Source organism: Pseudobdellovibrionaceae bacterium (genome assembly GCA_023898385.1).
Taxonomy (GTDB): domain Bacteria; phylum Bdellovibrionota; class Bdellovibrionia; order Bdellovibrionales; family UBA1609.
In genome coordinates, this window is the sequence record CP060220.1 from 256,737 (window position 1) to 280,238 (window position 23,502).

Annotated in this window: 20 protein-coding genes; 12 read left to right on the forward strand and 8 right to left on the reverse strand. The window is 47.1% G+C overall.

Annotated elements, in window-relative coordinates; all coding sequences use genetic code 11:
* Positions 1–20: 20 nt before the first annotated feature.
* The 6 genes from H6626_01060 to H6626_01085 all read right to left on the reverse strand — a co-directional run bounded on the left by H6626_01060 (position 21) and on the right by H6626_01085 (position 7,289).
* Entirely contained in the window at positions 21–701 is a 681-nt protein-coding gene (locus H6626_01060) for a type II secretion system protein (GenBank protein ID USN47714.1), read from the reverse strand.
* The gene (gspG, locus tag H6626_01065) at positions 670–1,086 is read right to left on the reverse strand and encodes a type II secretion system major pseudopilin GspG (GenBank protein ID USN48916.1); all 417 of its coding nucleotides are present in this window, start codon (positions 1,084–1,086) and stop codon (positions 670–672) included. The genes H6626_01060 and gspG overlap by 32 nt, the downstream gene beginning before the upstream one ends.
* A 31-nt stretch (positions 1,087–1,117) precedes the next feature.
* A complete protein-coding gene (gene gspF / locus H6626_01070; protein USN47715.1) occupies positions 1,118–2,338 on the reverse strand; it encodes a type II secretion system inner membrane protein GspF in 1,221 nt (406 codons plus the stop codon).
* A gap of 14 nt (positions 2,339–2,352) precedes the next feature.
* Positions 2,353–4,041: a type II secretion system ATPase GspE gene (gene gspE, locus H6626_01075; protein USN47716.1), complete on the reverse strand. Its 1,689-nt coding sequence runs from the start codon at positions 4,039–4,041 to the stop codon at positions 2,353–2,355.
* An 89-nt stretch (positions 4,042–4,130) separates the two neighbouring features.
* The gene (gspD, locus tag H6626_01080) at positions 4,131–6,311 is read right to left on the reverse strand and encodes a type II secretion system secretin GspD (GenBank protein ID USN47717.1); all 2,181 of its coding nucleotides are present in this window, start codon (positions 6,309–6,311) and stop codon (positions 4,131–4,133) included.
* 42 nt (positions 6,312–6,353) lie between these two features.
* Positions 6,354–7,289, reverse strand: a complete 936-nt coding sequence (locus tag H6626_01085; protein ID USN47718.1) for a hypothetical protein — start codon at positions 7,287–7,289, stop codon at positions 6,354–6,356.
* Between the two features lie 379 nt (positions 7,290–7,668).
* Between H6626_01085 and H6626_01090 the strand changes: the two genes are divergently transcribed.
* Positions 7,669–8,409: a hypothetical protein gene (locus tag H6626_01090; protein ID USN47719.1), complete on the forward strand. Its 741-nt coding sequence runs from the start codon at positions 7,669–7,671 to the stop codon at positions 8,407–8,409.
* Positions 8,410–8,431: 22 nt separating this feature from the next.
* Here the strand turns inward: H6626_01090 and H6626_01095 are convergent, their stop codons facing one another.
* Together H6626_01095 and H6626_01100 are read right to left on the reverse strand one after the other, a co-directional pair.
* Positions 8,432–9,547 carry a hypothetical protein gene (locus H6626_01095; protein ID USN47720.1) on the reverse strand — a complete coding sequence of 372 codons (1,116 nt, stop codon included), beginning with the start codon at positions 9,545–9,547 and terminating at the stop codon, positions 8,432–8,434.
* A 1-nt stretch (position 9,548) separates the two neighbouring features.
* Positions 9,549–10,112, reverse strand: a complete 564-nt coding sequence (locus H6626_01100; GenBank protein ID USN47721.1) for a cob(I)yrinic acid a,c-diamide adenosyltransferase — start codon at positions 10,110–10,112, stop codon at positions 9,549–9,551.
* Between the two features lie 79 nt (positions 10,113–10,191).
* On the opposite strand from H6626_01100, the gene H6626_01105 reads away from it, so the two are divergent.
* The 11 genes from H6626_01105 (at position 10,192) to H6626_01155 (ending at position 23,454) form a co-directional block, all read left to right on the forward strand.
* On the forward strand, positions 10,192–10,965 hold the full coding sequence (locus H6626_01105; GenBank protein ID USN48917.1) for an N-formylglutamate amidohydrolase: 774 nt from the start codon (positions 10,192–10,194) through the stop codon (positions 10,963–10,965).
* A gap of 18 nt (positions 10,966–10,983) precedes the next feature.
* Positions 10,984–11,130: a hypothetical protein gene (locus H6626_01110; protein ID USN47722.1), complete on the forward strand. Its 147-nt coding sequence runs from the start codon at positions 10,984–10,986 to the stop codon at positions 11,128–11,130.
* Positions 11,131–11,210: 80 nt separating this feature from the next.
* Positions 11,211–12,530, forward strand: a complete 1,320-nt coding sequence (locus H6626_01115) for a TolC family protein (GenBank protein USN47723.1) — start codon at positions 11,211–11,213, stop codon at positions 12,528–12,530.
* A 34-nt stretch (positions 12,531–12,564) separates the two neighbouring features.
* The gene (locus tag H6626_01120) at positions 12,565–13,989 is read left to right on the forward strand and encodes a cytochrome c biogenesis protein ResB (protein ID USN47724.1); all 1,425 of its coding nucleotides are present in this window, start codon (positions 12,565–12,567) and stop codon (positions 13,987–13,989) included.
* On the forward strand, positions 13,989–15,653 hold the full coding sequence (ccsA, locus tag H6626_01125) for a cytochrome c biogenesis protein CcsA (GenBank protein ID USN47725.1): 1,665 nt from the start codon (positions 13,989–13,991) through the stop codon (positions 15,651–15,653). The genes H6626_01120 and ccsA overlap by 1 nt, the downstream gene beginning before the upstream one ends.
* Positions 15,654–16,088: 435 nt before the next feature.
* Positions 16,089–16,622, forward strand: a complete 534-nt coding sequence (locus H6626_01130; GenBank protein ID USN47726.1) for a cytochrome c3 family protein — start codon at positions 16,089–16,091, stop codon at positions 16,620–16,622.
* A gap of 20 nt (positions 16,623–16,642) precedes the next feature.
* Positions 16,643–19,750, forward strand: coding sequence for a TAT-variant-translocated molybdopterin oxidoreductase (locus tag H6626_01135; protein ID USN47727.1), 3,108 nt, complete (start codon positions 16,643–16,645; stop codon positions 19,748–19,750).
* A complete protein-coding gene (nrfD, locus tag H6626_01140; GenBank protein USN47728.1) occupies positions 19,747–21,105 on the forward strand; it encodes a polysulfide reductase NrfD in 1,359 nt (452 codons plus the stop codon). The genes H6626_01135 and nrfD overlap by 4 nt, the downstream gene beginning before the upstream one ends.
* A complete protein-coding gene (locus H6626_01145) occupies positions 21,098–21,655 on the forward strand; it encodes a DUF3341 domain-containing protein (GenBank protein ID USN47729.1) in 558 nt (185 codons plus the stop codon). The genes nrfD and H6626_01145 overlap by 8 nt, the downstream gene beginning before the upstream one ends.
* Positions 21,655–22,221: a cytochrome c gene (locus H6626_01150; protein ID USN47730.1), complete on the forward strand. Its 567-nt coding sequence runs from the start codon at positions 21,655–21,657 to the stop codon at positions 22,219–22,221. Before H6626_01145 ends, H6626_01150 begins: the two co-directional genes overlap by 1 nt.
* A 30-nt stretch (positions 22,222–22,251) precedes the next feature.
* The gene (locus H6626_01155) at positions 22,252–23,454 is read left to right on the forward strand and encodes a molybdopterin oxidoreductase (protein ID USN47731.1); all 1,203 of its coding nucleotides are present in this window, start codon (positions 22,252–22,254) and stop codon (positions 23,452–23,454) included.
* Positions 23,455–23,502: the final 48 nt, after the last annotated feature.

Genomic DNA, 23,502 nt, shown 5'->3' on the forward strand with positions numbered 1-23,502 from the left:
ATCTCCTCTTTTACGAAAAATCAGTCTTGGTCTTGAATGTCCTTGAGAGACACGTCTTTTGCAATCACTTCACCATGACCTGTCAGAGGGTGAATGGCAATAGTCCAATTTAAATCTCCGCCATGCCGAATGTGAATGGCCGCTTCATCGGCTAAACCCTGCGCTAAAAAATTCAAGTAGGCCTTACCTTCGGTGATTTCTCCCTCTTTGCTGGTTATTTCCACTTTAGAAAATATCATACCGTTTGGAAGAGGAATAGGTTTTCGGGTGAGCTGGGGATCCAGACCAAATCCATCTGGATCTTCGGCCTCGTCATCAGCTTTTTTTTTGTTTTTTTCATCCTCTTCGGAGCGAATTAAAACCGGTTGACTGGTGCGCTCTACCCAGTAGGAGTGGGCTTCTTTTGAGTCTGGTCCATCTTGCATATCAATGACCAGACGGTAACTCACATTGAACAATTTAGCGCGGCTATGGAGGTTGCGTGTGAGAGTAGAAAGCTTTCGCACGGTGGAGCGAATTTCTTGATTTCTCTGGCCGCCCAGCCGCGGAATCACAACGGCAGCGAGGGCGGCAATAATCGACAACACAATCAAAATTTCAATTAAGGTGAAACCCCAAGATTGTGAAGATAAGGGTGTGGAGCGTTCACGCTCTTTTTCGGCGAAGGGCCTATTCTTCTGGATAAACGATATCCTCTTCATAGTCTTTTCCGCCAGGTTTTCCTTTTTTGCCGAAACTTGTAATGGTGTACTCACCACCGTCGGACTCATAGACATAGTCATTGCCCCACGGATCTTTTGGGATTTTTCGTGCGTAGGGTTCGGGCCCCCAGCTACTGCAGGTGCTTTCACCACCAGGAGCCAATGCAGCCAAGCCTTCTTCAGTGTTAGGAAAGCGGCCACAGTCAATGTTGTACATATCTAAGGCCTTACCAAACTGACTCATTTGTAATTTAGCCTCATTCACACGGGCTTTGTCGAGACCCCCGATCACCGTCTGCGATAAAATCGCAGCCAATGAGGCCAGAATGACCAACACAATCATAATTTCAACAAGTGTAAAACCAGCGTCTTTTCGCACAGATATCCTCCCTGGTAGAAACAAACTCGAATGTATCTTAACCGGCAAAATCTGACAATTGAAAGATCGGAATCATAATAGAGAAAACGATGACGCCAATAACGCCACCCATCAATATAAGCATCACTGGTTCAAGCAAAGAGGTCAGTCCATCCACTTGCGTTTTTACTTGAAAATCATAGGCCTCACTGACCTGGGTCAGCATGTTTTCTAGTTCACCAGTTTTTTCGCCAATACTGATCATATGAATCACAATGGGGGGGAATTGATTCGATTTTTTTAGAGGTCCAGCAATGGATTCACCCTCACTGATATTGTCGCGCGCCTCATCAATGGCTTCTCCGAGAACCTCATTGTCCACCACATTGCGAACAATTCCCATGGCTGAAAGCATAGGGACGCCACCCACCAGCAGTGTAGAGAGCGTGCGGGTAAAGCGAGAAACCGCAATCATTCGCGCAATCTTTCCCACAACCGGTAGATTTAAAACAATAAGATCCCACTGTTTTGAGCCTGAGGGTGAATTCTTCCAGTTTTTGAAAACCAATCCAAATGCTATAACGGCCACCAACATGATGTGCCAATAATCCACAAAAGCATCACTAATTGAGATCACAACCTTTGTGTACCATGGCAAAACTAGCTCGGGTGAGGCTTCAAATACGGTGACAATCTTAGGAATCACAAAGGTAAAAATACCGATGAGGATGAGTCCGATAAAAACCACCATAATAATGGGGTATAACATGGCCGATGTAATTTTGCTTCGCAGTTCACTCTGAGCTTCTTTAAATTCAGCCAATCTAATGAGAATGATATCAAGAGTGCCTGACATTTCTCCGGCTTCGCACATGGACACAAATATTTTATCAAAAACCTTGGGGTATTTTTGCATGGATCGGTGTAGCGTGGCCCCTTCATTCACCATGTTTTTTATTTCGGCAAGCACATCTGAAAGATACTGGTTTTCCACTTGATCGGCCACAGCCCCCAAGGATTCAACCAGTGGGATATTGGCCTTCAGCAGGGTGGCCAATTGACGAGTCATCATTGAGAGGTCTTTGACGCTGACAGATCCGCCAGGAGATCGCGATCGCCCCTTGGCTTTTTTTGACGCTTTGGTCTTGTCTTTTATGTCGACAACATAGATGCCCTGTTTTTTTAGTTTCAAACGGGCCGTGCGCAGATTCTCACTGTCGATGGTGCCTTTTTTATTTTTTCCAGACTTATCAAGCCCTCGATACACATAGAGAGGCATAATTACGTTACCTGTTACTGATCCATTTGCGTGTTAGTTAAAACCTCTTCAATGGTGGTGATTCCGTTGAGCACCTTTTGCACTCCATGATCACGAAAGGTGGTCATACCGGAGGCTACGGCCACTTTGCGAATGGAGCCTCCGTCTTGGCGCTGCATAATCAAAGTTCGGATGTCATCATTCACCATTAATAATTCTTGGATCAAAGTTCGGCTACTGTAACCTTTTTGGTTGCACTCACTGCACCCAACAGCCCGGTGTATTTTTGCGTTAACCGCTTGCTCTCTTGAGATCCCGAGACTGTCAAGTTCTACATCTGTGGGATCATAGGGCTCTTTACAATGGGGACACAAAACGCGAACAAGGCGCTGGGCCACAACGCCAAGAAGGGAGGTGGCAATCAAAAAAGGCTCGCAGCCCATATCGATCAGTCGCGGAAATACGCCTGCTGAATCATTGGTGTGAATTGTGGATAGCACCAAGTGACCTGTTAAGGAGGCGTTAATAGCAATCTCTGCCGTTTCAAGGTCTCGAATCTCACCGAGCATGATAATATTGGGATCTTGTCGCAAAATGGCGCGAAGTCCGGTCGAAAAGGTGAGCCCGATTTTTGAATTCACTTGAATTTGCCCGATACCTTGAATTCGTTGTTCCACTGGATCTTCCACTGTAATAATATTTCGATCCACAGTGTTGATTCGAGTGAGGCAGGCATAGAGTGTGGTGGATTTACCACTTCCTGTAGGGCCAGTGACGAGCACGATGCCATAGGTTTTTGTGAGCAAATGGCTAATTTTATCTAGGCTGTCGCGGCTAAACCCCAATTGCTCAAGCTCTAAAACCACGTTGGATCGATCTTGTAAGCGAAGCACAAGCCGCTCGCCAAAAGCGGTGGGGACCGAACTTAACCGCACGTCGATGTCTTTTCCCGCTAGCTTGAGAGGAATACGCCCATCTTGCGGTAAGCGTTTTTCGGCAATGTTGAGGTTGCCCATTACTTTAATGCGAGAGGTGATAGCGTTTTGAAGTTTTTTAGGTGGTTTGAAAATGTCAAACAAAATACCATCAATGCGAAAGCGCACCACCATTTCTTTTTCGTAGGGCTCAATATGAATATCTGAGGCCTTTTCTTTCACTGCGCGAAACAAGAGTGTGTTTACAAGCTTGATCACTGGTGCATCATCATCGCCAGCCTCTAAGAGGTCAATGACCGGATCGTCGAGGTCGTACTCTTCGCTTTCAATTTCATCGAGCCCTTCAAGGGCTGCCGTGCTTTTTTCGTAAACCACATTGATCGCGTCGTGCACGGCCTTACTGGTGGAGACCAGAGGATGGATTTTCTTTCCGAATAAAACGCGAAGGTCATCCAATACCTGGTGGTTCAAGGGGTTTGTCACAAGAACGATGACGGTGTCTCCATCGGATTTGTACGGAAGCACCTCATGGCTTTTGGCAAAATTTATGGGAATGTCGCGAACAAGATCTGCGGCAATGTCATTGGCCGGAATTTCTTTAATAAAGTCCAGGTCAAGGCTGCGGCAGAGATCAGCCATGGCTTCATCAGGCGTGCTGTAGGTGCGTTTTGTCAGAGACTCTTCAAGCAATCCCCCGTCGCGTCCTTGGGCTTGCATCAGAGATCGCAACTGCGGCTCGGTGATGCTGGTCCCTTTAAGAATGAGTTTTTCAAATGATGAAGTGGACATACACCACCATCTTAGCTCAATGTTTCAAGAAAACACAAGAAAAGAGGTGGTGCGCGCTCCCACAAAAAGGGGGCGCATCCAATTGGCGCTTAAAAAGTCTCCAGAGCGGGCTCTTCAAGTGGCTCTTCGTCGAGCGTCGTCGGTGAACTGTTAAAGGCTCGGCGGGGAAGGTTGTCAATAGTATGACCATGCGGGTCTCTGCCTTGAAGGTTTTGGCGGATAAAATCAATACGTTCTTTTAACTTCACGTCGATGACATCTGAGCCGTCTTGAGCATTGCGAATGATTTTTGGGGTGATAAACACCACGAGATTACTTTTAGACTTTGAGGTCTCCCGCGACTTAAACAGCCAACCCAAAATCGGTAAATCGCCCAGGATGGGGACCTTGAAAACAGTCTCATCTTCTTTGTCTGTCATTAGGCCACCAAGAACAGCGGTGTCACCACTGTTGACCACAATGGACGTCTCAATGTTTCGTTCATTGGTGATCACCGCTGCTTTTGCAAGCTCGGAGGCTTCCACTTGCTTCTTCGACAGCTGACTCACGCTTTGTTTGATATTAAGGCGAACGGTGTCGGTATCAGGAGAAATAAAAGGCGTGATGTTTAGCTTGATCGTCGCCTTTTTTCGTTCAATGGAGGCCGTGGTTGGCGTGGTTCCGGTACCTAAAGCTTGTGAAACCCCAACGGGCACTTCGTCACCCACTTCAATCAATGCTTCTTGGTTATCAAGGGCCATAATTTGCGGTTCTGAAAGGACATTGGCACCCACGCTTTTCTTTAAGATCTTAATCAGGCCCAGGAGGTTAGGGACTTCAAGTTCTTGGCCTGCAATCTTAACTGTGGTTAGGTTGCCTTTGTCTCCGAGAGAAATAATCGCACCACTGTCGCCGGCTGGATCGATCAGGCTTGCCACATCAGTGGTGCCTCGAAAGCCAATTCGTCCCACGCCGTCAGTTCCCTCGACGAATTTATAGTAATTGATGCCCACGTTCTGACTTTTCTGCGCTTCCATTTCCATGATGATGGCTTTCACGTACACTTGGTCTCGGGGGATATCGATTTTAGCCAGCAGGTTTTTCACCACTTCATAGTCTTGCGGGCTAGCGGAAACAATCAAGCTGTTATTGTCTGGGTCAGCTGTGATCTTCACGTCACCGCCAAAAATTGCTTGAGGTTGTGCCGTGGGCGGCGCTGCAGTGTTTGTTTTTGTTCCCGTGTCAGACTGAGCTTTTGTTGAGTCAGAGGCAATGCCGCTGAGTATTTTAGAGATGCTTTCAGCTTCTCCGTGGCGAATATAGTAAACATACACACCGCCAGAGTCTTCCGGGCGCAGTTTGAAGTCGAGCTTTTTAACGAGGGCCCGAATTTTTTGAATGCCAGCTTCGTTGCCTACAACAATGATTGAGTTCGTGCGCTGATCCGGGATTACATGTGAAAAACTCTCAGCGCCCGATGAAGAGCTTTCGGCCTGATTGGTGCGACTAAATCGCGAAGATGTAAATCGTTGATTCTTTGGCTGTCCCTTGTTGATGATTTCATCAATGAGGTCAGAAATATCTTTGGCCTTGGCATATTTGATGGTGATCACTTCCAGGCGTTCTTCAAAGCCGGGCACGTCCAGTTGGTTTACAATGCCCATGAAGCGCTCAATATTTGAGCCGTAGTCAGTTATAATCAAAGAGTTCGTTAGCGCGTAGTCTTCCATTTCGCCTTCTTTAGAGACGATGTTGCGCAACTTCTTTTTGAGCTCTTCAGCGCTAATGTATTTTAATTTCACAATTCGGGTAATCAACTGGTCCGTTACTGGAAAATACCGGCCAGAGTAGGTTTCAATGCTATCTCGTTTGGCATCTCTTGACGAAATCACTTTAAGAAAATTGCCAGAAGGTACGACGGTATAGCCTGTCATGGCCAGGGCTGATAAAAAGGCTTTGTAGGCCTCGGCCACAGTGATGGGCGTATCAGCAAGAATCGAGATTTTCCCGCGCACCTGCGAGTGGACGATAAAGTTTTTGCCCGTTAGTTTGGCAATCGCCTTCACCACTTCGCGAATTTCAGCATCAGGAAATACAAAGCTTTCAATGAGCTTTGGAAAGTTCTCGTTGGTAATATCTTCGGGCTTCGCATCCGCAAAGGGCATTTTGTCTTCTTTCTGTGGCTCTGTCGAAGATGTGGCCTCGTCCGGCGTGTCTTGCGCTAAGCTTTTGTGCGGGATTACCGTTTGTGCCAACAATAAGGTAGCCATTATGGCGATACAATATTTCATGTTTCCACACTCCTTTGCGGTCCAATGAAGGCAAATTCAAAATCAATTGATGTTATAGCGAAATACTTCTTCACGACCATTTCGTTCCACAACAACTTCAAATTCTGTTTCACTGCGCATCCTGTTGAAAAGCTCCATTCCCTTCATTGGGTTATCCAAGGCTTCGCCATTGACGCTTTTTAAGACGTCTCCGACCTTGAACCCGAGCGCAGAAATGGCGCTGTTATCTTCAATGCGTTTAAACTCCCACCCAACGATTCTACCGTCGGCCCCACGCACGGGGCGGGTGGCCGCTTTTTGTACGAGGTTCGGAAGATCTTGAATGTATTGCTCCACATCTGTTTTTCGCACGGTAAATTCGTACTCACTCACTTTTGCCACCGGACCCGTGCTAGTCGGTTTTGGCGATACATATGAAAGTGTTTGAGCCAGATCATCTGGGATATCGATGAACTCGCGACGCCGACTGTTTAGGTTAATGAACGTCACTTTACGCTTTTCAATGAGAGTGACTCGCGCCATAGAGCCAATTTCATCGCCCACTCTATAGGCGTTGGTCTCATTTTTACTGGTCAGTTCGATGGTGGCCACAGACTTTTCACCCATGTAGTGAACAATGGTTCCTTGGAGTTTTAAGGGTAGGCTTGAAGCTACGGCTGGGGCATCTGTAAGGTCTTCATCTTGTTCTTCTTGCGCCCCTTTTGGTGGAGGAATGACGCCATCTTCGTTAAAAACATTGCGAGAAGTTATGGTGGTGTAATCTGATAACTGTTTTTGACGTTCGCGGGTGGTTTTAATTTGTTTTGTGGGCGGCGCCTGTTCAGGAAGTAAATGGGGACGGGTGTATATCATCCCCAGGTCCGCCATCATGTACCCTATAAAAAGCATTAATAGGTAGATGTAGACGCCCTCAAAGGGCGGCCTTCGGCCCTGAAATCTGTGGGTCATCGAATTAAAAATTTTTAGCAAACTCGCCATACTAAAAAACTATAGCAAAAGGTCATAGTTGGCGGCACGAAAATTTTAAAATAACTAAATAAAATAATAGCTTACCGCTCATTGTCAAATCTGGCCTTAAGTTTTAATGAAGGGTTTTCGACCCAGTCTTTGGGTGGGGATTTCGCCCTGAAATTGCAATTGAAGGACTTTGGTCGTGGCGCGTTGATCAATATTCTGAGATCAGGGTGATGGTGAAAAATATTCAGTTTAGCGATTCCCCATTTGTTTATTCACAGGAAGTGGTGAAACTGGAAGAGATTATTACTCGTCCTTCGGGGGAAGGTAACTGGGTAAGAATCCCAAGGCGAAAAACCTTGGATCACAGCGAAAGCAAAGTCTATCGAAACTGGGGGGTGAGATGACAGACGCGATCGTATTCAACGGAGCAAATACTCTCGATTTCTTTAACGTTCGATCGAACGTGGTGCGAATTCCAGAAGTCATGGCAAGACTCAGTCAAGCCCAAGACTTATGGGATAGAAACAAGAGTGAAAGTTTTAATTTCTATAATTTCATTGTCTCAGAAGACCGCACATTCTTGAGCAGTTTGAAGTTGAAGGCACTGTGTTCGGCGGTGGTTCAAATTGGTCTTTACGATCGATATATCAAAAAATTCGGGCCATCGAGTTTAGTCATAGGTGCCATTAATGGAGATTCAGCACTTCGAACAATCGTTGGCGAACAAAGTTTTGCTGAACTTGTTTTAGGTGAATCGGTGGCCTCGACGGTGGCGTTTGGTCCACGAGCTCATTTGAAGCTGGCTGAAGAGCCGGTGCTTAGTGGCGTGTCACTCACAGAGTATCAGGTGTTTCGGGCCGCAGATGATGAATTGGGTGAAGTGAGTTTTGTCCGCACCGACTACAGTGATATGGAAGTAACAAGGTTAGTAACGAAGCTGGTCACTGATGAGAACGTCAATCGGTTTGTCAGTATTGGTCCTGGGTCTTTACTACTGGATCGCGCCCAGCAAGAGTTGGCATTGTACGACATCCAAATGCTAGAGAGCATTGACCTTGATCCCATGCTCAACTGGTTTTGGTCAGAGGTGAAGCGTCCGGCCTATGTGCAAGAGGATGAGTACGCAGCGGCGGCCCAGTAAAAATTTGAGCTACCGGAGCTTGTTATAAAAAGGGAAGTTCAAAGTCGGGCGGTTCACCAAAAGCGGTTGGCTTTAGAAAACTTGGTGGAGCCACGTTGGGGGGCATTACGCAATAGAGACCGCAACTCGTTTTTGAGGAAATAAACGAGCGCGGTGGAACATTTTGAATATGAGTCTCAAAGTGGGGATACGCAAGCACCTCACTTTTGTTGAGGCGTTTCCAGGCGTTATAAAGCAAAGAGTAAAAAATATCCGGATTATCCGCAAAAAGATGCGTAAGATAGTTGATCGGCAAAGGTGAGCCTGGCATTGGCAGTCGGTGGGCAATTCCCAAAAACGATAGCATTCTCAAAGTATCACTAAACGTGCGGCCTTTTGCATCCAGGTTACCTACGGTGACTCGTTGAACTTTGCGGCTCGACCACGGGGCCACACAACCAATAATGTTGCGTTGACTGTCGCGGGCCACAAGAAAATCTGACGTTTCAAAGCTTTGCCACCGCCTGATTTGTTCATAGATTTCTTCCGGTGAGCGTCCAAAATACATGGGTTGGATTTTTTTTCGACGATGGATGTAGGTGCAGACTTCTGGCAATTCACTGTCTACAGCTGAATTGATTGTAATTCCGGGTAAGGGTTTTGCGGCAAATGGCCAAAGTCCATGCAGACCCACAATGTCGAATCGCCGAAATAAATAATAACGGGGCAATTGTCGCTTGGGTGATCGTGGGCGAATAAAGGCGTTATAGGCCTGTCTCTGGTGGCGTGAAACCACTGAAAACACGTAGTTGCAATTACGGGCATTGAGCTCTTTTTCTAATACTGGTAAAAAATGTTGTGACCACTGAAGAACGGCCCGTCTGGAGTTGGCCACGCGCAAGTCAGTAGCATATCCAATGATTTGGTTTTGCCCATCAAGCACACCCTCTCGAAATACCAGTGTGGCCATACCTAGAATGTTTGTTTCTGTTTTGTCGGTGAGCATCAGGGTGACAAAGTCGTCACTTTGATTTTTATACTGGGTGAAAAAATTTTCCCGACGCTCAAATCGCAACTGCACCGGGCCTGGCCAGATGGTGTGGGAGAAAAACTGCCGCAATCGATCATTGTCGGATTCATTGGCTTGCAGCAGCTTCATATTATTTTTTCCAGGTTCTATCGGTAATGCCTTCAATATGATTGCAGTACCGGGCCAATACAAAAAGCCAATCACTCAATCGGTTTAAGTATTGCAGGGTGAGATCGGCCTCGCCGCCCATCCCAAAAGCTTCAAGTGTGACTCTTTCTGCTCGGCGGCACACTGTGCGCGCCAAATGCAGGGTGGATGCCGTCTTGCCCCCGCCAGGAATGATAAACTCCCTGAGTTCCGGAAGGGCTTCTTGGCAGTGATCAATCGTTTTTTCTAGCCACTCCACATCAGCCGCATCTACGGCCGGCAGTGAAGCTTTGAGACTATCTTTGTCACAAGCTAAATGGCACCCATAGTTAAACAATTGGTTTTGCACCTTCAAAATCCAACTCTCCACCTCATTTTTGTTTTCTGTGGCGGACTGTTGCCAATAACTCAAAGCTAGACCCAGAACGGCATTGAGCTCGTCGACGGTGCCATAAGCGGCAATTCGTAGGTCTGTTTTAGACACCCGTGTGCCGCTGATGAGTCCTGTGGTACCTTGATCGCCTGTGCGCGTATAAACCTTTGCCATTGGTTTGAGTAAAACACAAAATTAATAAACGTAGGACTTTTTTTTAATCAAAGAGGGTAGAAATATGAAACCGTTTTTTATTTCCATTCCCCACTCGGGTGAGAGAGTGCCGCCAGAGGTGACTTGGTTGAGTGGCCTGAGTGAACCTGTGCTGATGCGAGATGTAGATCGTTTTGTGGATAAACTTTACCAGCCGGCCCTGAAATTTGTTTCGGTGCCATCCATTGCGACGGAGTGGCACCGTTATGTGGTGGATTTAAATCGTTTGCCTGAGGATGTGGATGCTGATTCTGTGGAAGGAAGCAAAAATCCTTCGGGGACTTTTACCACAGGCTTGCATTGGGTGAAGACAACAAAGGGGGAAGTTTTAATAGAAAAGCCCATACCTCAAATGTTGCATGAGAAGTTGGTGAGGGATTACTACTGGCCCTTTCATCATCAGGTGGAAAAAAAGTATGCGGAATTTAAGGGGCAAGGTCATGAAAAAATCTACCAGTTGGATGCCCACAGCATGCCATCCATGGGAACTTCAGCCCATCGGGATCCGGGTGAAGTCAGGGCCCAGGTGGTTGTTAGTGATGTGGATGGCCAGAGTTGTGAGAGTCGGTTCAAGGATTTGGTTATTGAGGCATACAAGCAAGCGGGATTTCAGGTGGCCTATAATTGGCCATACAAAGGTGGACGAGTGACCCAAGTTTATGGCAAGCCTGACTTGGGGCAGCATGCGATTCAAGTGGAGCTCAATCGCTCACTCTACATGAACGAAGAGACTAAGCAGCTACTTTCAGAACCTTCTAAGCAGGTGCAACAAAAAATAGAAAAAGCCGTACAATTCATATTTGATGGTTTATGAAGAGTCACCGTTGGCTCAATGAGCGGCATCATATATTTTGGTGAGCGGTTTTGCTGCGTGTCGTTGAAAAAAGCTAGACGGGATAGGGCCGGAGAGCGTGTGATGATTGTGCGAGCCAACGACTTGCACTACCATGGGACTCTCAATGGATTTTTGCAGCGCTAGTAATTTGGCTTTTAGTTGTTGGGGGGTGCTGCTTTTTGTATTGGCAGAACTTTTTTTTTAGCACCCGAGGAATACGAAGAATGAAAATCTTTCTAGGAGTCAGTGAAATAAAATATGCCGTTTGGTTATTCGTTCTTTTTTACCAGGCGGCGGCTTTTTCTCAACAGTCCAGTCAATGGGGCGAATTGACCCATCGGTTTTTGGCCGACAGTCCGGCTTGGGCGGCGGCACAAGCCAAATACAATGCCGAAAAAGAAGAAGCGAAAAAGGCGTTAACCCACTTTATTCCCTCAGTAGAGCTTCAGTTGGGGATGCAAGATAAAGAATACTCAGCGTTGTTTGGGGGCTACTCCAGTTTATTTCCGTCGACCACTTATTCAGCCGCATTTACGGCAAAGCAAACTCTGTTTGCCGGAGGCCGTATATGGAAGGGCTATGAACTCAAGCAGGTGAGTGCGGAATATGAAAAACACAATTTAAAGGTGTCTAAAAACAATTTGGTCTCGGGTTTTTTACGCAAGGTATTTGCTTACCTCAGCGCGCGCGATACGCTGCAGGTGTTGCAGGCTTCGGCAAAAACCCAAAGGCAGTATGTTGAGGTGACAACAAAAAAGCAAAAACGAGGAGCTGCTTTAGATTTCGAATTGAGTCAGGCGCAAGCTGATGAAGTGAGTTACGAAAGTCGATTGATTGAAGCTAAGCGGGGCCTTGAAAGTGCCCTCCGTAATTTGAATTCGGAACTTCCATCAGCCACAAGTGCAGAGCTCGATCTATTAAAATGGCCTAAAGTGCATCAAAGACCACCCGAGACATTGGCCGTGTGGCTGACTCGGGCCACACAAAATCAACCCGATTACCTTGCGGCAAGAACACAACTAGAAATGGCAGAGCTCAACGAATCCATGACTATGGGGGAGCATTGGCCATCAGTTCAAGTATCAGCCTCATTAGGATATGAAAGTGGTCAGACCGACACTCTCTTTGATGAGTCTTCGCAAACCAAAACAGTCACTGTGGGGCTGCAGGTTCCGTTGTTTTCAGGTCTGTCCTCGTTAAATGATCGACGCGCGAGCGGTGAGCGTGTATTTGCAGCAAAAAAAGCCGTGGAGCAAAGTCGAAGAACTTTAGATGTGAACTTGCAAGATGCCTATGATGCTGTCGTGAGGTCTCAAAGTGTGTTGGATAAAGCTAAAGAGGCTGCTCGGTTGTCTACCTTAGCTTACGATCAAGCGTTTGCGAGTTTTCAAACGGGTCGCGTACGCAGTCAAGAGATTGTGGCTTTACAGGGCGCACGTGAGAGGGCCGAGTTGTCTTTTATCAAAGCTCGCGAGGGTCACCATATGGCCTTTGTGAATTGGCAGGTTGTGACGGGTGAAGATTTGGAGTCGAACCTAAAATAAAAGGTTCGTCTTATTTTTGAAAAGGAATTGGCATTTGAAGCAGATAATCAAGAAATACTCCCGTCTCACTTGGTCTGAGCGATTGTTTAAGTTTTTAGCCTCCATTGAGTTGGCAGTCCTTGTGATTCTATCTCTGGGAATCATTTCGGCAGTGGGAACCATATATGAGGCCAACTATGATGCGAAGGTGGCGCAGAAGTTGGTTTATCACAGCCCCTATATGTATTTTGTGTTGGGCCTGCTCTGCATAAACCTCGTCAATGTGATGGTGGACCGTTGGCCATGGAAGCGTCATCACATGGGCTTCGTATTGGCGCACGTTGGGATCATTTTGCTACTTTTGGGCTCGTTGATGACGCGGTATTGGGGTATTGACGGGTCGATGACATTGGAAATGGACGGGGGCACAAACCGTTGGATCACTGTGGATCAAACTGAACTGCGAATTTTTGCCTCATTTGAAAATGGCGAACCCACAACTCTTCATCACCGCGATGTGGATTTTTTATTGCAGTCCCCAAAAGACCATCCGCTTCAGTTTTTATTGGGAAAAGAACCGTTGGTGGTGACTGACTACTACCATTACTCTCTACCGAAAATGCAAGTTGTTGGATCTAGTGATGCCAGCGATGGACCGGCCCTTCGTGTTCAACTGCAAAACGAAAGGGTGAGTTTCAGCGAGTGGATATTTCGTCGAAAATCAAAACCCTACGAAGTGGTTAATTTAGGTCCAGCTAAAATTATTTTAAGCGATGGCAGTTACCAATCCCAAGGCGGGAATGAAATTATTCTTGAACCTGACAGCCAAGGTAAAATCAAATACGCTATTTTTACCGAAAGCCAACCGGGTAAAGTGAATCGTGGCACAGTAGAAGCCGGAACCACAATAGCGACGGGCTGGATGGGTTTGCAGCTTCGGTTTTTAAAATATCTTCCCCAGGCTCGGCAAGATGTTCAATTTGAATATCGAAAAGGCCCGACGCCTTTAACCACCCCTGCTGTGCAGGTGGAATATAAGGGTGAAAAACATTGGATTGGTCAAAATTCTTCGCTTCGATTGTTCTCCGGCAACACGGCCTATTGGGTTTCTTTTGGTCAAAAGCGGCTTCCGCTAGGATTTGGTATTGGGCTTAAAGAGTTTAAGGTGGGTCGTTATCAGGGAACAATGAGGGCCGCATCCTATTCCAGTGATGTCGAAGTGGAAGGCCTCGGTGAACAAGAAATCTCGATGAACAATCCCTTAAAGCACAGGGGTTTTACGTTTTATCAGGCTAGCTTTACTGAAGACGAGCGAGGTCAGCCAACGGCTTCAATTTTGTCAGTGAACAAAGACCCTGGAAGGCCTGTGAAAAATCTGGGTTCGTTTTTGATCGTTTTAGGTTCTATCATTTTATTCTACTTCAAGCGCATGAAGTTGAAAGCTTCAAGTTCTAAGAAGGCAACCCAAGGAGCGGCCTGATGAGATCCCTCATTTCTGCAATCACTATATTTTTTGTTCTTTTTTGCGGCAGTTGGGTGCAGGCCAGTGTGGGGGAGGCGCTAAAATCACTACCCGTTCAAGATGGCGGCCGCTTAAAGCCATTTGATACTTTTGCTAGAGAATCTTTAGAGTTGGTCTTTGGAAAACAAAAATACAAGACGCCCGACGGTGAAAAACATGACGCCAGCGAAATTGTGTTCACTTGGATGTTGGTACCAGAAGAGTGGGAAAAAAACCCCATTGTACATATCCGTCACAGTGGATTGCGAGAAGCTCTTCAGTTAGAAAACAAACGGCTTCATTATTCACCTCAAGAGTTGATGCGCAATGAGCGTGTGGGGTTAGTCATTCAAGAGTTGCGAACCAAACAAGAGACCCGAGAAAAACTCAATCCCTACTTTCAGGCCATTCAAACTCTAGAAAATCAGATCACCATGTTTCATGCTGTTCGTTTGGGAAAGGCCATGCGCGTTTTGCCGGCAAAGGATGGGCAAAATTGGTTGCCCGTGGATGAATTAGATGGCGTGTGGAAGGAGCGTTTTGGCCGAATCACAAAAGCCTTTGTGGGGGCCATATCAGCTCGTCAACATTCAGAAAATTCAGAGGCTGTAGTGGCTGCAGAAAAAGAATTATCTGACCGTGTGCAGGAGTTCATGCAGGCGGCGGCAGATGAGTTCCCTGATAAGTATGCCGACTCTTCGTTGATTCATGCCGAAACCCACTACAATCATTTTCATCCCTTTCGATGGGCATGGGTGGCATATTTAATGGGTGTGATTTTTATGGCCTTCGCTATGGTCTCGCCCAAGCGCCGTTATTATTTTGCGGGGTGGGGATTTTTTGTTCTGGGTCTATTGTTACATACCTATGGTTTTGGTTTGCGTAGCTATATTATAGGGCGGCCTCCGGTGACCAATATGTATGAATCAGTGACTTGGGTGGCTTATGGGGCTGTGGTTTTTGCAATGATTCTGGAGGCCATCTATCGTTTTAGAATCGTGCTACTGTCATCAGGTGTGGTCGCTATTTTGTGTTTGATATTGTCTGATATGGCGCCCGCCGTACTTGATGGGTCAATGGATCCCCTGGAGCCAGTGTTGCGTGATAACTTTTGGTTAACCACTCACGTACTCATCATTACGTTGAGTTATGCGGCCTTTTTCTTGGCGTTTCTTTTGGGCGATTTGCTTTTGGTCTACTATTATATTGATGAATCGCGCTTTAAAGACCGAATCAAGCAAGGTGTATTGGCCATTTATCGGTCCATGCAAATCGGGGTAGTGTTACTCGCTGCCGGAACCATCCTCGGGGGAATCTGGGCTGACTACTCGTGGGGTCGCTTTTGGGGATGGGACCCGAAGGAGACATGGGCGCTGATCGCTCTGCTGGGGTATTTGGCCATCTTGCATGGTCGACTGATCGGTTGGGTTCGTGATTTTGGTCTGGCGGTGTGGTCTATTGTCACGTTCGCCTTGGTGATCATGGCGTGGTACGGCGTGAACTTTGTTCTGGGCGCGGGTTTGCACACCTATGGTTTTGGCGCAGGTGGTGTTGAATATGTGGCTGCGTTTGTCGTAGCCCACATCTTATTTGTAATATTCGTATCGGTAACAAGAAACAGCCGACTAAAATCAAAATCATAGTCATCGGTGTAGAAAGTCTTGAAACTCGCACTCCCCAAAGTCCAAGGGGGCGGGGCCGTTGAGCCATGCTGGCGCTTTCGGCCGCATGTCGTCTTCGGATTGCGTCACCCTTCGGGTGCCGCAACCCGGATACGCCATGCACGACGCGAACGCATGGCTCAACGGCCCCGCCCCCTTGGACTTTGGGGAGTGCGAGTTTCAAGCCCGGTTCATGTTTTTAAAAATAAGTATTTATTGGACTGAATTGCTGCGTAGATTTTAGGCATTCTTTCCGCTTATGACACATCCAAAAATTTTTGATTCAATGGGTGACAAAAAAAAATCTGCCAATTACAACTTATTGATCTTTATAAAGAAACTATAAGCACAAATGAATGGCATCGGCTTTTCAGCATTGTGATGCGGCATTTGAACAACAAAAAGAATAGGTTAGCTATGGCTAAGAAGTTCGTTGGTGCGTTTTTAACAGCTGTCATACTTGGCGGCGTTATATTTCTTGTGTGGTCTTTGGCCACCAATAATATGGTGCTGGGATACAACCAAGGTTATGAGCCCGATCAACCCCTTCCCTTTTCGCATGAAACTCATGCGGGCAAGTTTCAGATCGATTGCAAATATTGCCATGTGGGAGTGACCTCCACGCGGCATGCTCTTGTGCCTAGTTTGAATATTTGTATGAACTGTCACATTGCCGTGAAGCTCGACAGCGAACATGTTCAAAAAATTCAAGCCTCTTATGCGGCAAGCACCCCCATTGAATGGAAAAAGGTTCACCTTTTGCCAGACCACGTGAAGTTTAACCATGCGCCCCACATTCAGGCCGGGAAAGATTGCACCGTGTGTCATGGTGAGGTTGAAAAAATGCCAGTGGTCAAACAAGTGCAGAGTTTGTCCATGGGCTGGTGTGTGAACTGCCACCGTGAAAAAGAAAATAATGCTGCGGTAACTTGTGGAACCTGCCACTACTAATATTAAGGAACAGTAGAGTTATGAAAGACAATTCAATAGAGAGTTCACGGAAATATTGGTTAAGTCTTGATGAGTGGTACAACGACCCAGAAACACAGGCGATGGTGCAAAAAGAATTTTTGTCGACCCCGCTGTCAGAAGATGAGAGTGGTCCTCAAGGTGGCGTGGCCCGTCGCGAGTTTTTGAAATTAATGGGAGCAGGAATTGCCCTTAGTAGTTTTGGTTGTGTGCGAAGGCCCGCCCAAAAGATCGTTCCTTATGCCAAACGACCGAAAGAAATGGTTCCGGGTATTGCTAACTACTATGCTTCGTCCATGGTGGATGGGCATCATGCCTTTGGATTAGTGGTGACCACTCGAGAAGGTCGCCCTATCAAACTAGATGGAAACAAAAATCATCCAGTGAATGCCGGTGGGATGACGGCGCGGGCCCATGCGAAAATTTTAAGTCTATATGATCCAGATCGGATGAATGGCCCCAAGCGAAACCTATTAAATAAGACAAAAACCAACCGTGACACGATCAATGTCACTTGGGAGGATTTGGACAAGGCCGTCGGGGCGCAATTGCAAAAAGGTGGAGTGGCTTTATTGACGGCCAGTGAGTTTTCTCCCTCCACACGAGCTTTGGTTGGCGACTTCGTACGCGCCACAAATGGTCGCCACTTTCAGTGGGATGCCTTGAGTTTTGAGGCTGAGCGAGAGGGGCAAAAGCTTTCCTATGGTGATGATATTTTGCCGCGCCCTCGTTTTGATCGAGCAAAAATGATTGTGGCCATTGATAACGACTTCTTGGGGACTTATCTGTCGCCAGCAGAATTCAACCGGGCATTTGCCAGTGGACGCACGCCTGGTGAAGGCATGAGTCGTCTGGTTGTATTTGAATCACTGCTTTCATTGACGGGTTCCAATGCGGACGAGCGATTTCGAATTAAGCCCTCTCAGCAGGTGACTGTGGTGATGGCGCTTCTTCAACATCTGTTGGTAGTTAAAGGCGTCTCGAGTTTTGCCGGTGACTCGCAGGTGTTGCAGGCGATCTCATCGCACAAGAGTGCCATACAACATCTTGGTGTCGATAAGAAAGTGATTGGCGAAGTGGCTGAAAGTCTTTGGGCTCATAGAGGCGAAAGTCTTGTGGTTGCAGGCGGCCTCCAATCGCAAACAGCTTCAGCTGTTGGTCTTCAAGTGGCTGTGAATCTTTTAAATTCGGTGCTTGAAAATGATGGCCGCACCGTGGATTACAAAAATGCCTATCCAGCATCGGCCGGCTCTCATTCTGATATTAAGAACCTTGTAGATGGCCTTAACGCAAAGACCATAAAGACAGTGATCATTCACGGCGTGAACCCTGGTTACTCCTTGGGCGCGCAGTCGGGTTTTGTTGATGCTTTAAAAAATGCTGAGATGGTTGTTTACACGGGTGACCGCATTGATGAAACAGGAGTTTATGCGGAGTACGTGGCCCCAGATAGTCACACCTTAGAAAAATGGGGTGATCTTGAAGCCAGCACGGGTGTTTATAGCATTCAACAACCCACTATTCAGCCGTTGAATAACACGCGACCCTTTGAAGAGAGTCTTTTAAAATGGAGCGCCAGTGCGGGAGTGGGCAAAGGATCATTGGCCGCTGACAGTTGGTATGATTATTTGCGAAGCTACTGGAAAAATCGTTTATATAGCGCAGTAACTCATGGTTTATCTTTTGAAGATTTTTGGGTCGATCTTTTGCAAAATGGAGTGCGTTCTCACTCAGAAATGAGCGAAAATGGCAGCGCTCGATCCTTTCGACGGGCTAGCTTGTCTGAGGTGAGTTCGTCTCAACCCGGAGCAGAGCTCGAGTTGGTGCTTTACCCGACCGTGGCATTGGGCGACGGCAGTCTTGCCAACGTACCTTGGCTGCAAGAGTTGCCTGATCCTGTCACTCGGATTTGTTGGGACAACTATGTGACCGTGTCTATGAAAACAGCTTCAGAACTCGGCCTGCATGCAGGTCAGGTAGTGCAAGTGCAAACGGCAGGTGGGGCTGTGGAAGCTCCGGTTCACGTGCAGCCGGGACAGGCTGACGGCGTGTTGGGTCTTGCTGTGGGTTACGGTCGGACCGCCGCTGGAGAAGTGGGCAATGGTGTCGGGGCCAATGCATTTCAAGTTGTGGCTTATAAAAATGGCCGGGCTGTGGCCTCCGGGTTGTCGGCAAAACTTTCGCCGGTGGCGGGTCGTAAGCGAGTGGAGCTTGCTAACACTCAAGGTCACCACAGTATGCAGGGTCCATTTGATTCAAAACCTCGAGCCATTGTGAATGAGGCCACCAACGAGCAATATCAACATGACGCCAGTGCGGGAATTCACAAACATAAAATCTTTAGTTTGTGGGATAAGCACGAATACAGTGGCCACAAGTGGGGTATGTCCATTGACCTCACCAAGTGCACAGGTTGTGCCGCTTGTGTGGTGGCGTGCCAATCAGAAAATAATATTCCGGTTGTGGGTAAAAAGTATGTTCTGCAGGGGCGTCAAATGCATTGGATTCGGGTGGATCGCTACTATGTGGGTGAGCCGGAAGATCCAAACTCAGTGTTTATGCCTGTGATGTGCCAGCACTGTGACAACGCTCCTTGCGAGACAGTTTGTCCTGTGGCCGCCACAACTCATGGGTCTGAAGGCACCAACGATATGATTTACAACCGTTGTGTAGGTACAAGGTATTGTGCCAACAACTGCCCGTATAAAGTGCGTCGGTTCAATTGGTTTGATTACACGAATCTGCGATCACCTTTGCATATGGCCCTTAATCCTGAAGTCACCGTTCGCTCTCGAGGGGTGATGGAAAAATGCACATTCTGTACTCACCGAATTATGCAAGCTAAGCAGACGGCTCGAAATGAAAGTCGAAATCTTCGTGATGGCGATGTGCAAGTGGCCTGCGAGCAATCTTGCCCCACTCAGGCCATTGTCTTTGGAGACATGAACGACGAAAACAGTCGGGTCTCAAAAGAGTTTAAGAATGCACGCACTTATTCGTTGCTTGAAGAGTTGAACAACGTGCCTTCTGTTCGCTATCAAACTCACATTAGAAATGCAAAAACACTTAAAGGTGGTCACGGACACCATGAACAGGGTGAACACGCATGATAAAACGAGAGCCGCTTATTTTAGGCAACAAGACTTATAAAGACATCACGGATGACATCAGTCGGCTGACCGAGTCTATGCCAGGGGGTAGGTACTTTGCGGCCCTTCTTGGCGCAAAAAGCTTATTTGCCATTTATATTTTGTCCATGGGCTTTATCGTGGCCAAAGGAATGGGGCTCATGGGTGTGAATGATCCTGTGGGCTGGGGAACGGATATCATCACCTTCGTATTCTGGATTGGTATTGGTCATGCGGGCACACTGATTTCGGCCATTCTTTATCTTTTTCGGCAGAAGTGGCGAACCTCCATTGCAAGGTCCGCTGAGGCGATGACCGTATTTGCCGTTATGGTGGCGGGGACATTTCCCATATTGCACACGGGCCGTCCATGGTTGGGGTATTGGCTACTGCCATACCCAAACCAACGGGGACCGCTTTGGGTGAACTTTCGATCACCGCTTGTTTGGGACGTGTTTGCGGTTTCAACGTATGCCACGGTGTCTATTGTTTTTTGGTACATCGGAATGGTTCCAGACTTAGCGACACTTCGCGACCGGTCTCAGGGTAAATGGCGAAGAGCCATTTATGGAGCGCTTTCATTGGGTTGGAGAGGGACGGCTCGTAACTGGAACCACTACGAAATGGTCTACATGCTACTTGCAGCCTTAGCCACGCCTCTCGTGCTTTCGGTTCACAGTATTGTATCCTTTGACTTTGCTGTTTCGCAGTTGCCGGGTTGGCACACCACGATTTTCCCGCCGTACTTTGTGGCCGGCGCGATTTTCTCTGGGTTTGGCATGGTCGTCACACTTATGGTGATTCTGCGAAAGTTGATTCCAGGTTTTTCTGATTATGTCACCTTGAACCACATGGAAAACATGAACAAGATCATCATGGCTACGGGCATGATGGTGGGTTATGCCTACGGTTCTGAGTTTTTCATTGCTTGGTATTCAGGCGCTCCCTATGAAGGGGCCATATTTCTAAACCGAGCCTTTGGTGCCTACGGTTGGTCATATTGGATCATGGTCACTTGTAACGTGTTCATACCCCAGATTTTTTGGTTCAAATGGGCGCGAAGAAGTATTCCATTGATGTTCGTGGTTTCTATATTTGTAAACATAGGAATGTGGTTTGAACGTTATGTGATTGTGGTCACTTCATTGCATGCGGACTTTTTGCCATCAAGTTGGGGCATGTTTAATTTGACCATCTTTGACCTTGGAGCATTGATCGGAAGCTTTGGAATGTTCTTCTTCTTGTTCTTGATCTATATCCGCACGTTGCCGGCCATATCCATTGCTGAGGTAAAGCCGGTACTTTATGTGGGAAAAGACGGAGGCCACCATGGCTGATCTATTAGCAACAGTTCAGGGATTGCTTCGACCCAAAGCTAAAAAAGGGGTTGCCGGTATTTGGCTGGATGAGCACGCTCTTGAAAAAGCAGCTGCACAGGTTCGAAAAGCCGGATTTAAAAAGTTTGAAGCCATTAGTCCATTTCCCTTGCATGGAATTGATGAAGCCATGGGGATTGGGCGGTCTTTCATTCCCTGGGTGACATTCACCTTTGGATTGTTGGGTTGTACATTTGGCTTGTGGTTTACGTGGTGGACATCAGCGGTGGATTGGCCGTTGATTATTGGCGGCAAGCCCATGTTTTCATTGCCGGCATTTATACCGGTGATCTTTGAGTGCACCATTTTGTTTGCCGCTTTGAGCTCTGTGGGAACCTTGATCGCCGTTTGTGGGCTACCTAAGGTAGATCCGGCCATTATTGATCCTGACTTAACTAGCCATAAGTTTGCATTGTTTGTGCCCGAAGACGATTCAGGATTTGACGTTGAAAAAGTGAAATCCCTGTTAAAAGATTTGGGCGCCGATGAAGTGCGCAGCTCGGAGTTTTAATGATGACAAAAACAAATTGGATAAAAGCCACAGGGACGCTCCTTATTGCGCTGGCTGTACAGGGCTGCAATGGTGGTAAAAATCAAACTAATATTGAGCTAGTGCAGGCCATGATGGACCAGAATTCGCTGAAGGCCCAGGATTGGGATCCAAAGCGTGAAGGTGTGCCGGGGCAGTTGGTTCCGCCAGAAAATACCATTCCCATGAATCACAAGCCTTACAAGTATGCTGGCAATCCGGCGGCCGCCGAGCAAAATCTGAAAAACCCTTTTGCTGGGGACCTTTCGCCAGAAATGATCACCAAAGGTGAGGAGCACTACAGAATTTATTGTGGTGTTTGTCACGGCGCCGGCGGGCGTGGTGACGGACCAGTGGCTGCGGCCATGGTTTTAAAACCACCGCCATTGGTATCTAGTGCTGTTAAGGGTTATAAAGATGGCCTCATTTTTCATTTTATCACCGAGGGAAAAGGTGTGATGGGGTCTTATGCGAACCAAGTTCGTGATGAAGATACCCGGTGGGCTATTGTGAACTACGTTCGTTTTTTAAACAAAAATGCCGAGTGAGCTGAGATTTATTTTTAGGGAGTCATTAAAATGGCAGAAGTGAAAAGTGTACCGCAGCCAGGAAACTATGTGGTCTCTACCAGGATGAAAACAGTGTACTCGGTGCTAATCTTTTTGGGATTAGCGGCCTTTGTTGTGGCCATTATTAATGATCAGGCTCGAGCCTGGCATGCTTATTTAATTGGACTATTTTATTTTGTAAGTTTGGCTTTGGGTGGGTTGTTTTTCACCGCCATTCAACATGTCACTAAAGCCGGTTGGAGCGTGACGGTTCGAAGAATCAGCGAAGCCTTCACGTCATTTATCCCGGTGGGAGCGGTGGCGGCCCTGATCCTGGTGTTTTTTGGCGGCAATCACCTGTACGAATGGTTTCACGCCGATGTGGTGGCGAAGGATCATTTGTTGTCTCATAAGGCCGGGTATTTGAACCCCACATTTTTTGCTGTTCGGGTGGTTTTGTTTTTTGGAATTTGGTGGCTTTTGGCAAAGGTGCTTGTGGGTAACTCAGTGAAACAAGACACCACCGGCGACGAGTCGATCACTCACAAACTTGTGGGCGTTTCTGTGGGTGCGGTGTTGGTATTTGCATTTTCCTATTCATTTTTTAGCGTGGACACGTTGATGAGCCTTGATGCCCATTGGTTCAGTACCATTTTTGGTGTTTATGCCTTTGCCGGCTTATTTCAGTCGACCATGGCGGTGATGATTTTAGTGATCCTTTATTTAAAGGGTAAGGGTTTGCTGCATGGTTTGGTTAACGAAAACCATGTGCATGATCTGGGTAAGTTTCTTTTTGCGTTCACGGTTTTTTGGGCTTACATCGCGTTTAGCCAGTATATGTTGATTTGGTATGCCAATATGCCAGAAGAGACCATTTTTTACGTGCCTCGGTCGCAAGGCTCTTGGGCCATGGTGTCTGTGGCACTGATTCTTTTTAAATTTATTGTGCCATTTTTTGCACTATTACCAAGATGGGCCAAGCGCACTCCCAGCTACTTAGCTGTGGCCAGCGTTTGGATTTTGGTCATGCAGTTTGTCGACATCTATTGGTTGGTATATCCTAGCTACAACGAAGAGCATGCGGTGTTCTCAGTTTATGAAGTTCTGATATTTGCAGGCTTCCTGGGAGCATTTCTGCTCACGCTGACCCGGTTCTTGAGCAGAAACAACCTGGTTCCGGTCAAAGACCCAAGAATCCAAGAAGCTCTCCACCATCACGTGGTTTACCACTAAGGTACCCGGTTCCATTCTGATTTGCACAGCGTTGGGCGGGTACACATT